Below are 11,938 nucleotides of genomic sequence, written 5' to 3' on the forward strand. Positions count from 1 at the left end.
CCAAAAAGCTAAGAAACACCAGTGCAGGAAAAACAAATCTGCGGCACATACTGCCGCAGACATGGCTCGGGGTTATTCGTAAACGCGCTGATCCTCGATCACCAACCCGTCCTTTGGCAGCGACCCGGGGGTTACAACCTCGATTGCGCCTTTCAGTTTCAACACCTCGACCACGGATTTGGCATAGGCCATGTCGTCTCCGCCTGCGCTTTCGATCTGAACGGTCATCGTGTCCATCTCACCCTGTCGGGCAGCGATGACACGGGCTTTGACGATTTCTTCGTGTTTGTCGACCAACGCGGCCACCTGTTCAGGACGCACAAACATGCCCTTGATCTTGGTGGTCTGGTCCGCGCGACCCATCCAACCCTTGATCCGAAGGTTGGTCCGCCCACAGGGCGACACGCCCGGCATGATCGCAGACAGATCACCCGTGGCAAAGCGGATCAGCGGGTAATCAGGGTTCAGAGAGGTCACCACAACCTCACCCACCTCACCCGGCTCTACCGGTGTTCCGGTGCCAGGGGTGACGACCTCGATAATGACATGTTCGTCGATGATCATCCCTTCCATGGCGGCGCTCTCGTAGGCGATGTTGCCAAGATCGGCCGTGGCATAGCATTGCAGGCAGGAAATACCCCGATCAGCATAGTCCTGACGCAACGATGGGAACAGCGCGCCGCCGCCCACGACAGCCTTCGAGAAGTTCAGGGCCACGCCCATCTCATCCGCCTTGTCCAGAATGACCTTCAGATAGTCCGGTGTGCCCGCATAGGACGTGCAGCCTACATCGCGCGCTGCTGTCACCTGCAATTCGGTCTGGCCAGTACCGGCTGGCAGCACAGCTGCCCCTACTGCGCGTGCGCCGCTTTCAAAAATCATACCCGCTGGCGTCAGGTGATAGCCGAAACAGTTCTGAACGATATCGCCGGGCCCAACTCCGGCGGCGTTAAGGAAACGCCCCATGCGCCACCAATCATGATCCGTGCTGCCAGGTTCATAGATTGGACCAGGAGACTGGAACACATGATGGAAATGCCGGGCCGGTTTGACGGTAAATCCGCCGAATGGCGGACGCGACGCCTGTGCTTGCGCCAGATCGGATTTTCGCAATACCGGCAGTTTCACCAGATCGTCGGCTGAAATCACCGCGCTGGTATCCGCATCCGCCAGATGCGCAGCAAAGCCCGGTGCGGACAAGGCGCGGTCAATCTGAGTACGCAGCGCCTGCGCCTGATCAGCGGAGCGTTCATCGGCTGATCGGGTTTCGAGAGCGTCGAAATAGGTCATCGCCAGATCCTCCATTCGCTTACAACCACCTCTTGCGGCGGCGGTAAGACCGCACGTCACGGAAGCTTTTGCGGCCTTCGTCGGACATGCCCAGATAAAATTCTTTAACGTCCGGATTTTCACGCAGATCGGCGGCGGGGCCGTCCATCACCACACGTCCGGATTCCAGAATATAGCCGTAATGCGCAAACCTTAGAGCCACATTGGTGTTCTGTTCGGCCAACAGGAAAGAAACACCTTCTTTCTCGTTCAGGTCCTTCACGATACCGAAAATCTCTTCGACCAGCTGCGGCGCCAGACCCATCGAGGGTTCGTCCAGCAGGATCGTCTCGGGCCGCGACATCAAAGCCCGACCCATTGCAACCATCTGTTGCTCACCACCCGAGGTGTAGCCTGCCTGCGACCGGCGGCGTTCCTTCAGACGGGGAAAATATGTGTAGACCAGTTCAAGGTCCTGCTGGATAGCGGCCTTGCCATCCTTGCGGGTATAGGCCCCGGTCAGCAGGTTTTCTTCAACCGTCAGGTGTTCAAAACAATGGCGGCCTTCCATCACCTGGATGACGCCCTTTTCCACCAGATCGGCAGGATCGCTTTCATGCACGCTGGAGCCGCGATATTCGATCGTACCCTTGGTGACCTCACCGCGCTCGGAATGCAAAAGGTTCGACACCGCCTTGAGTGTCGTTGTCTTGCCCGCGCCGTTGCCGCCCAGCAGGGCCGTGATACCGCCCTTGGGCACAGTCAGGCTGACGCCTTTCAGAACGAGGATCACGTGATTGTAGATAACCTCGATATTGTTGACCTCAAGCAGGGTTTCCGACTTGGTGTCAGTGGTTTGTGCCGCATCCAGCATCTGCGCGTGTCCTTAAGCGAGTGTGGGGTTCGGGACGGCGGTCTGCCGCCGCCCCGGGTTGTTCAAAGCGCTGTATCAGCAACGCCCTTCAATGTTGTTTTCTGCTGCATAGGCCGCAGAATCTTCATCGATCAGCGCGCCGATCACTTCACCATCGGTCTGCTTGAAGTCCGAGATCAGCGTCCAGGTCTTGTTTGCTGCATCCCATTGCGTCACACCCACAAGGGCGTCGCCGCCGTGGTTTTCGCAGGAGACCGAGAAGGTCGGACCGAAGTTTGCCAGGCCCAATTCGGCCATCTTCTCTTCGGTCATCTCCAGTGCTTCCATACCGGCACGCATCTCTGACGGGGTGATTTCCGCGTTGCCGGAGATTTCCTGGGCTTTCTTGATGGCTTCGGCAGCCAGAACAGCCGCATAGAGACCACGGTTGTACAGAACCGTGCCGACCTGATCACCAGCGCCAGCAGCCTTACCTGCATCGACAACGTGTTTCTGTAGATCGTCAAAGACCGGGAAATCCGTGCCAACGTTGTGGAAGGTCAGTGCCTTATAGCCATTGGCGGCTTCGCCCGCTGGCAGCACATCGTTCTCAGAACCGGACCACCAGATGCCGATGAAGTTTTCCATCGGGAACCGGATGTTTGCGGCCTCTTGCACAGCAACCTGGTTCATAACCCCCCAGCCCCACATCAGGACATAGTCGGGACGATCACGGCGGATTTGCAGCCACTGCGACTTCTGTTCCTGACCCGGGTGATCGACCGGCAGGGCAACCAGTTCAAAGCCATGCTTTTTGGACAGCTCCTCGAGGGTGCGGATCGGTTCCTTGCCATAGGCCGAGTTGTGGTAGACCAGCGCGATTTTCTTGCCGCTCAGATCACCACCGTTCTCCTCGAGCAAATAGTTGACCGCACCCGAGGCCCCGTCCCAATAGTTGGCCGGATAGTTGAAGGTATGGCTGAACACGTCTCCGTTCTTGGCCGAGGTCCGGCCATAACCCATCGTGTGCAGCGGAATGTCGTCTGCGGTGACTTTCGGAATCAGCTGATAGGTGATGCCTGTCGACAGCGGCTGATACACCAAAGCGCCTTCGCCCTTGGTGGCTTCATAGCATTCAACGCCTTTTTCGGTGTTGTAGCCGGTTTCGCATTCGACCATTCGGATCGGAACACCGCCGATGCCGCCATCGCGCTCGTTCAGCAGGGTGAAATAGTCGTTATAGCCATCCGAGAACGGAATGCCGCCAGCGGCGTAAGGCCCGGTACGATAGCTCAGATCGGGGATCACAAGATCCGCCAGAGCGGGTCCTGCAGCCATCAGGGCGCTTAGCGCCGCGGTTGCCAGTTTCAATTTCATCGGGTGTCTCCTCCCTTGGTTAGTCCGATGTTGCATTCAGGCTTGTGCCGCCCGTTTTTTCATTGGGCCGACCCCTTAGTGCGGGAACGGCCATAGTCTGAGTTTCTCTTTCGCCACGCGCCACAGTTGTGCCAGCCCGTGCGGTTCCAGGATCAGGAACATGATGATCAGCGCGCCGACGATCACCAGCTGCAGATGTGCCACGATATCCGTGGGCCAGCCCAACACGTCAACGCCGACAACCTTCAGGACCACCGGCAGCAAAACAAGGAAAGCTGCACCGGCGAACGATCCGAAAATAGACCCTAACCCTCCGATAATAATCATGAACAGGACCAGGAACGATTTCTGGATACCGAATACTTCGCCGACCTCGACCGCGCCTAGATAGACTGCAAAGAACAGTGCTCCTGCGATGCCGATGAAGAACGAGCTGACGGCAAAGGCGCTCATCTTGGCCTTTAGCGGGTTCACCCCGATGATCTCGGCTGCGATGTCCATATCGCGGATCGCCATCCATGTCCGGCCCGTGGTGCCGCGCGTCAGATTGCGTGCGATCAGGGCGCTGACGGCCAGGAAGATCAGGCAGAACAGATAGGTGGCCCAGGCAGGGGCATTCGGACCGGTGATGATGATGCCAAACACATCCCGTTCCGGCGCATTGATCTGACCCGAGGCCGAATAGTTGTAAAACCACGGCACCCGGTTAAAGAGCCACACAAGGAAGAACTGCGCCGCTAGCGTGGCCACCGCCAGATAAAACCCCTTGATCCGCAGGCTTGGCAGGCCGAACAGCACACCGACAATGGCCGTTATGCCGCCAGCCAGAATGACATGGATGAACATGCTGACATCCGGGAATGAGGTCATCAGCTTGTAGCAGGCATAGGCACCCACAGCCATGAAGCCACCGGTACCCAAGGATACCTGCCCGCAGTACCCCACAAGGATGTTCAACCCGATCGCCGCAATGGCATAAATCAAAAAGGGCAGTAACAGCGCATTGGCCCAGTAGTCATTGATGACGAAGGGAATTATCCCGAAGGCCACCGCCAGCACTGCATAATACCGGTACCGGTCAAACTTGATCGGAAAGGTCTGGCTGTCATCTGTGTAGGAGGTTTTGAAATCCCCGGCCTCACGATAAAACATGTCTTACTTTCCCCATTCTTCCTGCGCCCGGTTGCGGGCCTCGGCGTTCAGCTGCTTGGAGCCTTTTGCATATCCGCTCGCCTCCGAGGCGCGCACAAGTTTCATGTAAGCCAGGATGCCCATGGCGAGCCCGGCAAAAGCCAGAATTGCTGCAATCACCAACTGACCTTCGGTTAAATCATCCGAAGTGAGCGCGATGTAGCCAAAAGCCCAGAACCCGGCCCATGCGATCACGTTGATGATGGCGATCAGCTTGGTCACGCCCTACACCCTCTCGATGATCTTCTCGCCGAATAGGCCTTGTGGCCGGAACACGAGGAAGATCAGCGCCAGTACGTACGCAAACCAGTTTTCGGTCGCGCCCCCTACCAATGGGCCTATGGCGAACTCGAACAGTTTCTCACCGACACCGATGATCAAACCACCGACAATAGCGCCGGGGATTGAGGTGAACCCACCCAGCATAAGCACCGGCAGCGCCTTGAGCGCGATCAGCGACAATGAGAACTGCACGCCCGACTTGGTACCCCACATGATGCCCGCAACCAGCGCGACAAAACCCGCAACCGACCACACCATGATCCAGATGAAGTTCAGCGAGATGCCGACCGACAGAGCCGCTTGGTGGTCATCCGCCACGGCGCGCATCGCCCGGCCCTGCTTGGTGTATTGGCTGAACGCGACCAGTGCGGTCACCAGCAGCGCGGCTATCACCGTCGCCACAAGGTCCAGATTGTCGATAAAGAAGCCGTAGCCAAAAATGTTGAACGTGGTCTCATCGATCCACAGGTTGATACCCTGCGGCAAACCGACATCCAGCGTCTTGATCTCGGATCCCCACATCAGGTCGGCGACACCTTCAAGGAAATAAGCCAGACCGATGGTCGCCATGAACAAGATGATTGGCTCTTGCCCGACCAGATGCCGCATCACAAAGCGCTGCACCGCCCAGGCCAGCAGAACCATGACACCCATCGTCAGGATAATCGCCACAAACGCAGGTACATTCCATCCGAACTTGTGGATATGCGTCCCGAAAGTCGCGTTGATCAGGTGGGCAAACGGGACCTGCCCGTTCATGATCCCCACCAGCGTCATGGCGGCAAACAGGGCCATAACCCCTTGAGCATAGTTGAAAATCCCAGACGCTTTGTAGATCAAAACAAAGCCCAGCGCGACCAGAGCGTACAGCACACCGGCCATAAGACCGTTGAGGAATACCTCCATCGCGAAAATCAGCTGATCAGGCATGTGTGCCCCCTCTCATGTCTGTCAGTTGCTCAGTCATGGCTCACCCCCAGATAGGCGTCGATGACTTCCTGATTGCTGCGCACCTCATCCGGGGTGCCGTCGCCGATCTTCTTGCCGTAATCCATCACGACCACGCGGTCGCTCAGGTCCATCACCACGCCCATGTCATGCTCGATCAGCGCAATGGTGGTGCCAAACTCGTCATTCACGTCGAGGATAAAGCGGCTCATGTCCTCTTTCTCTTCAACGTTCATGCCGGCCATAGGTTCGTCCAGCAGCAACAGCTTAGGCTCGGCCGCCAAAGCGCGGGCTAACTCGACCCGCTTTTTCAACCCGTAAGGCAGACGGGAAACCGGCGTCTTGCGGATGTGCTGAATCTCAAGAAAGTCGATGATCTTCTCGACCGCCTCGCGGTTTTCAACCTCTTCCGCCTCAGCCTTGCCCTTCCACATGGCCTGCTGAAAGAGGTTGGTTTTCATATAGTTCAGCCGCCCGGTCATGACGTTGTCCAGCACGCTCATGCCTTCGAAAAGGGCAATGTTCTGGAACGTCCTAGCAATACCTTGCCGCGCAACTTCATAAGGGCGCATCTGCGGACGCTTGGCACCATGGAACCAGACCTCGCCCTCCTGCGGGATGTAGAACCCCGAAATCACGTTCAGCATTGAGGATTTACCGGCCCCGTTCGGGCCGATGATGGCGCGGATCTCGCCTTCACGAATGTCGAACGAGATATCCTTGATCGCCACCACACCGCCAAAACGCAGGGTGATGTTCTTCATCTCCATCACCACGCCGCCGATCTTGCGGCCATCTTCGGTGACATATCCTTCGGAGTTATCCAGCATCAGTCACTCCCTGACTTGCGGAAAAACGGGACGGTGGGCGGGGCGATGACCGCAGGTCGAGCGGCGCACGACCGGCCCTCATTCCGCCGCCACCTTGTGCTGAGCAACCGGCACGACCGGTGCATCGATAATTTCAAGCGTTGCGCTGATCGAACCCTTTCGCCCGTCCTCATAAGTCACTTCGGTCGTGGTCGAGACCTGCTTGGACCCGTCATAAAGCGCATCGATGATGTCACTGAACTTGTCCTCGACAAATCCGCGTCGCACCTTCCGCGTACGGGTCATCTCACCGTCATCCGCGTCCAATTCTTTGTGCAGAACCACAAAGCGATGCACCTGACAGCCCGACAACATCTCATCAGCGGCTACAGATTTGTTCACCTCTTCGACATGGCTACGAATCGTCTCTAATACACGGGGATTCGCTGTTAGGTCCTGATAGGATGCATAGGCCACGTTGTTGCGTTCTGCCCAGTTCCCAACAGCCGTCAGGTCGATATTGATAAACGCGACGCAGCGGTCTTTGCCGTTTCCGAACAGGACAACCTCGAGGATGTCGGGATAGAATTTCAGCTTGTTCTCGACGTATTTCGGCGCAAACATCGACCCGTCGGCCATCTTGCCCACATCCTTTGCGCGGTCGATGATCCGCAGATGCCCCGAACTTTCCTCGATGAACCCCGCATCCCCAGTGGCCACCCAGCCTTCGGCATCTTTGGTCGAGGCGGTTGAGTCCGGGTTGTTGTAATACTCAACGAACACACCGGGTGAGCGATAGTGGATCTCACCCTTGTCGTCGATCTTCAGTTCGACATCCGGGGCAGGCACACCAACGGTGTCGGCGCGCACTTCACCATCCGGCTGAACCGTGATGAAAACTGTCGCTTCGGTCTGACCGTAAAGCTGTTTCAGGTTGATGCCGAGCGAGCGGTAGAAATCAAAAATCTCCGGCCCGATCGCCTCACCCGCCGTATAGCCAACGCGAAAGCGGCCATAACCCAACGTATCTTTGAGCGGCCCGTAGACCAACTTATTGCCCAGCGCATACTTCATGCGGTCGCCAAAGCCCACAGGTTTACCGTCCAGCAACAGGCCACCCACTTTCTTGGCGTGCGCCATGAAGTGATGGAACATCCGCTGCTTCAGTTTACCCGCGTCCTCCATCCGGATCATCACGTTAGTCAGCTGAGTCTCAAAAACCCGCGGCGGAGCGAAGAAATAAGTCGGCCCGATTTCGCGCAGATCGGTCATCATCGTGTCGGCGCTTTCGGGGCAGTTTACGCAAAAGCCACACCAATAGGCCTGACCGATGGAAAAGATGAAATCGCCTACCCAAGCCATCGGCAGGTAAGACAGGATGTCTTCGTTCCGGTTCAAATGATCGAACTCGGCGGAGTTCTTGGCGCTTTCGATCACATTCCGGTTCGACAGCACCACGCCTTTGGGTTTGCCCGTGGTGCCCGACGTATACAACATGACGCAGGTGCCGTCGTATTCGATCTCGGCAATCCGGCGGTCCAGTTCCGCATCAAAACGCGCGTGACCGGCACTGCCCTCGGCCATCAGATCGTCCAATGCGTTCATCTGGCTGTGATCGTATTTCCGCATCCCCCGCTTATCGGTGTAGAGGATGTGTTTGACCTGATGCAGGTTCTCCTGAATCTCGATGACCTTGTCGACCTGCTCCTGATCACCGCACACAACGTATTTTGCGCCGCAATGATCCAGCACATAAGCCATCTCTTCGGCGACTGCGTCCTGATAAAGCGGCACCGGCACGGCACCCACCATCTGAGCCGCAACCATCGACCAGTAATGCGCCGGACGATTGCGCCCGATCACTGCGATGTGGTCGCCTTTTTCAACGCCAAGTTCCAGAAAGCCCAGGGCAATCGCACGGATTTCCCTAGCCGTTTCGGCCCAAGTCCAGCATTGCCAGATTCCGAATTCCTTTTCCCGGTAGGCCGGGGCGTCCCCGAACCGGGTCGCATTGCGGTGTAGCAGCGCCGGAAGAGAGTGCATCCCTTCAGCGCCCGACTGCGTCTGAGCCAATCTCTTTCTCCTCCCCATCCGACCCCTCCCGTGGACCGGAAACGGCGGACCGAGGATCAACCCCGGACGCCAACGCCCCGATTAAGGGACGCTTGCACGATCAGCGTCAACTTTTTCCTGATGTTTTCTCAATTCTTACGAATTGTAACAGGGTCAGCAGAGATTTGGATGCGCGGAATTCGGTTAGTTTGCAATCTCTGTCAGCCCCATGAAGTTCTATTCCGATGGGTCACAAATTGTCGTGACTTCGCCGCTCGAAGATTTTGTTGTCATAGGAATAGCACAATGCTTGGAGTTCAGCTGGATCAAAAGCAGCGCTGCTCCCAATGTCAGCGCGAACGACCCAAAGAAAAACACAGTGTTTTTTAAAAGAGTGCTTCGCGCATGGTTGTTACCTCGGTGGCGCAAAACCCGAAACATCGACAGAAATCCACCCGTAAATACTTGGTCCAAAGGTTGCTCAGTGACGGTTTGGTTCGTTGCAGAAATCAAGCTAGCGAATGAAGCGAGAAACTTGATGAAACAATAAAATGTCACGAACATCCCGACCAATACCGCAGCCAGAAGAGCGTAAATTATTGTAGTCACTTCAACTAACCTTCCAATTCCAAAAACCGATTCAAAAGGCCTTTGCCTACAACCAATCTCGCAAAATCGGGATCAACGGCACATCCGCCGCAGGCATCGGATAGTTCCGCAACTCATTCGCGCGCGCCCATTTAAGCGCCTGCCCTTCCTTAGACTGCGGGATACCCTCCCACTTGCGGCAGGCAAACAGCGGCATCAACAGATGGAAATCGTCATAGCTGTGGCTGGCAAAGGTCAGCGGGGCGAGGCATGAGGCCCAGGTGTCGATGCCCAGTTCCTCGTGCAATTCGCGGATCAGGGCGGCCTCGGGGGTTTCGCCGGGTTCGATCTTGCCACCGGGGAATTCCCAGAGACCGGCCATAGATTTACCCTCGGGGCGTTGGGCCAGTAGCACCCGGCCCTCGATATCGATCAGGGCGACAGCGGACACCAGTAAGGTCTTCACGAGCGATAATCCGCGTTGATCTCGATATAGCCGTGGGTCAGATCGCAGGTCCAAACGGTGGAATTGCCTTCGCCCAGCCCAAGATCGACCGCAATCACAAGGTCCTGACCTTTCATATAGGCGGCGGCGTCATCCTCACGGTAATCCGGGCTGACCCAGCCCTTTTCGGCAACCAGAATATCCCCGAAGGAAATACTCAGCAGGTCGCGGTCGGCGGCGGCACCGGATTTACCGATAGCCATGACGATGCGACCCCAATTCGGGTCTTCGCCAGCAATGGCCGTTTTCACCAGCGGTGAGTTGGCGATGGCCAGACCATGCACCTTTGCGTCCGCGTCCGAGGCGGCACCGGTTACACGAATTTCCACAAATTTCGTGGCGCCCTCACCATCGCGCACCACCTGTTGCGCCAAGTCAAGCATCACGCCTTCCAGTGCCTCGGCAAACGCCGCATTGTCGGTTGCGTCCACGCCTGAGGCCCCGGTTGCACAGAGCAACAGGCTGTCCGAGGTCGAGGTGTCGCTGTCGACGGTGATGCAGTTGAACGTCCGGTCGGTCTGCGCGCCCAGCATAGCCTGCAAGGCGGTCTGTTCGACCTGTGCGTCGGTAAAGATGTAGACCAGCATGGTCGCCATATCTGGCGCGATCATACCGGAGCCCTTGGCAATCCCTGCAATAGAGACTGTTTTTCCATCAATCTCGACCTGTGCGCTGGACCCTTTTGGAAAGGTATCCGTGGTCATGATCGCCCGCGCCGCATCCTCGATGGCATGACGGCTGAGGCCCATCTTCAACGCCTCAAGTTGTGTCACGATGCGGTCATGGGGCAGCGGCTCACCAATCACGCCGGTGGAAGAGGTGAAGACACGTTCGACTGCAACGCCGGTCGCTTTGGACACTGCTTGCGTGACCTCAGCCACCGAGGTCTGGCCATAGTGACCGGTAAAGGCATTGGCATTGCCCGAGTTCACCAAAATCGCCGCAGGCCCATCGCTGGACCCGCCGATCTTGTCCTGACAGTCCAGCACGGGGGCTGCGCGTGTGGCCGATCGGGTGAACACCCCGGCCACAGATGTGCCCGGATCCAGAACCGCCAACATTACGTCGGTCCGGCCCTGATAACGCACGCCAGCCTCGACGGTGGCGAAACGCACACCGTCAATGGCAGGCAAATCGGGAAAACCCGCTGGCGCGAGCGGCGAAACCTTGGTGATCGCGGCCACTGGGGTTACTCCTGAATCAGGTCGATCTGACGGATGACTTCGGGGCCAACACCGTCCAAAGCAGGGCGTTCGATCTGCGACTGCTGCGTCAACTCGTCGATCTTGGCTTGAATCGCGTCCTGCTGAAGGGACTGGGCCAGCTGTTCACGTACGGCATCAAGCCCCGGCGCTTCGGATTTGCGTGTGTCGTTGAGAATGATTAGGTGCCAGCCGAACTGTGTTTGCACCGGATCCGAGATCTGGCCCTTTTCCAGCGCAACAACGGCGTTTTCGAATTCCGGAACCATCTGGCCCTTGCCAAACCATCCCAATGATCCGCCATTCGGGCCCGATGGGCCGGTCGACTTTTCCTTGGCCGTCTCGGCAAAATCGCCGCCGTCATCCAGCAGAGTTTTGATTTCCTTGGCTTCTTCTTCGGTGGCAACAAGAATATGGCTGGCGTCGAACTCATCTTCGCCTTCGAAGTTGCCAAATTCCGCATCATAGGCTGCCTGAATTGACTCTTCGGTCACGACATCGCCCAGCAACGCATTTACTGTCTGCACCGCCCGCATGGACCGGCCTTCGTTTTCCAGTCCCAACTGGTTCAGCCGGTTCAGATCGTCCTGCTGCTGCGCCAGCAATTGCTGCTGGATCAATTGCTCGATGACGAATTCGTACAGAACATCATCTTCGACCTCGGAGTAATTCGGCGGCAGCGCCGCGACAGATGCGATAACGTGACCCAGTGTGATTTCATCCCCGTTCACATTGGCGACAACCGTATCCGCGTCCGGCTTGGTTTCGGCGGTAAGCGGCATCGCCATCACGGCAGCCAGAGCCAGCGATGGCAGAAAAGTGAGGCCTTTGGGCATGGAATCATCCTATTTCTTTGCCGCGA

11 protein-coding genes are annotated in these 11,938 nt (G+C 57.2%); all 11 read right to left on the bottom strand.

Annotated features, from left to right (window positions below; translation table 11 throughout):
• Positions 1-72 precede the first annotated feature (72 nt).
• The 11 genes from AC2FIB_RS16910 to AC2FIB_RS16960 all read right to left on the bottom strand — a co-directional run bounded on the left by AC2FIB_RS16910 (position 73) and on the right by AC2FIB_RS16960 (position 11,912).
• A complete protein-coding gene (locus tag AC2FIB_RS16910; protein ID WP_496736669.1) occupies positions 73-1,290 on the bottom strand; it encodes a phenylacetate--CoA ligase family protein in 1,218 nt (405 codons plus the stop codon).
• A 19-nt stretch (positions 1,291-1,309) separates the two neighbouring features.
• On the bottom strand, positions 1,310-2,143 hold the full coding sequence (locus AC2FIB_RS16915; protein ID WP_496726228.1) for an ABC transporter ATP-binding protein: 834 nt from the start codon (positions 2,141-2,143) through the stop codon (positions 1,310-1,312).
• A gap of 75 nt (positions 2,144-2,218) precedes the next feature.
• A complete protein-coding gene (locus AC2FIB_RS16920) occupies positions 2,219-3,499 on the bottom strand; it encodes an ABC transporter substrate-binding protein (RefSeq protein ID WP_058275084.1) in 1,281 nt (426 codons plus the stop codon).
• Between the two features lie 75 nt (positions 3,500-3,574).
• Positions 3,575-4,651, bottom strand: coding sequence for a branched-chain amino acid ABC transporter permease (locus AC2FIB_RS16925; RefSeq protein ID WP_496736667.1), 1,077 nt, complete (start codon positions 4,649-4,651; stop codon positions 3,575-3,577).
• A 3-nt stretch (positions 4,652-4,654) separates the two neighbouring features.
• The gene (locus AC2FIB_RS16930) at positions 4,655-4,912 is read right to left on the bottom strand and encodes a hypothetical protein (protein WP_058279215.1); all 258 of its coding nucleotides are present in this window, start codon (positions 4,910-4,912) and stop codon (positions 4,655-4,657) included.
• 3 nt (positions 4,913-4,915) lie between these two features.
• The gene (locus AC2FIB_RS16935; protein WP_058279216.1) at positions 4,916-5,902 is read right to left on the bottom strand and encodes a branched-chain amino acid ABC transporter permease; all 987 of its coding nucleotides are present in this window, start codon (positions 5,900-5,902) and stop codon (positions 4,916-4,918) included.
• Positions 5,903-5,931: 29 nt separating this feature from the next.
• Positions 5,932-6,750 carry an ABC transporter ATP-binding protein gene (locus tag AC2FIB_RS16940; protein WP_058275088.1) on the bottom strand — a complete coding sequence of 273 codons (819 nt, stop codon included), beginning with the start codon at positions 6,748-6,750 and terminating at the stop codon, positions 5,932-5,934.
• Between the two features lie 78 nt (positions 6,751-6,828).
• Positions 6,829-8,772: an AMP-binding protein gene (locus AC2FIB_RS16945; RefSeq protein WP_496842518.1), complete on the bottom strand. Its 1,944-nt coding sequence runs from the start codon at positions 8,770-8,772 to the stop codon at positions 6,829-6,831.
• Positions 8,773-9,436: 664 nt separating this feature from the next.
• Positions 9,437-9,835: an 8-oxo-dGTP diphosphatase MutT gene (gene mutT, locus AC2FIB_RS16950; protein WP_058279219.1), complete on the bottom strand. Its 399-nt coding sequence runs from the start codon at positions 9,833-9,835 to the stop codon at positions 9,437-9,439.
• Positions 9,832-11,058: a bifunctional glutamate N-acetyltransferase/amino-acid acetyltransferase ArgJ gene (gene argJ / locus AC2FIB_RS16955; protein WP_496842454.1), complete on the bottom strand. Its 1,227-nt coding sequence runs from the start codon at positions 11,056-11,058 to the stop codon at positions 9,832-9,834. The genes mutT and argJ overlap by 4 nt, the downstream gene beginning before the upstream one ends.
• Positions 11,059-11,063: 5 nt before the next feature.
• Positions 11,064-11,912 carry a peptidylprolyl isomerase gene (locus AC2FIB_RS16960; RefSeq protein ID WP_496842455.1) on the bottom strand — a complete coding sequence of 283 codons (849 nt, stop codon included), beginning with the start codon at positions 11,910-11,912 and terminating at the stop codon, positions 11,064-11,066.
• Positions 11,913-11,938: the final 26 nt, after the last annotated feature.

The organism is Ruegeria sp. YTSA072, from assembly GCF_059610285.1.

Coding starts and splice junctions, on each gene's coding strand:
- AC2FIB_RS16920 (WP_058275084.1), bottom strand. CDS start 3,499: ATGAAATTGAAACTGGCAACCGCGGCGCTAAGCGCCCTGATGGCTGCA.
- AC2FIB_RS16940 (WP_058275088.1), bottom strand. CDS start 6,750: ATGCTGGATAACTCCGAAGGATATGTCACCGAAGATGGCCGCAAGATC.
- AC2FIB_RS16915 (WP_496726228.1), bottom strand. CDS start 2,143: ATGCTGGATGCGGCACAAACCACTGACACCAAGTCGGAAACCCTGCTT.
- AC2FIB_RS16960 (WP_496842455.1), bottom strand. CDS start 11,912: ATGCCCAAAGGCCTCACTTTTCTGCCATCGCTGGCTCTGGCTGCCGTG.
- AC2FIB_RS16910 (WP_496736669.1), bottom strand. CDS start 1,290: ATGACCTATTTCGACGCTCTCGAAACCCGATCAGCCGATGAACGCTCC.
- AC2FIB_RS16925 (WP_496736667.1), bottom strand. CDS start 4,651: ATGTTTTATCGTGAGGCCGGGGATTTCAAAACCTCCTACACAGATGAC.
- AC2FIB_RS16935 (WP_058279216.1), bottom strand. CDS start 5,902: ATGCCTGATCAGCTGATTTTCGCGATGGAGGTATTCCTCAACGGTCTT.
- AC2FIB_RS16945 (WP_496842518.1), bottom strand. CDS start 8,772: ATGCACTCTCTTCCGGCGCTGCTACACCGCAATGCGACCCGGTTCGGG.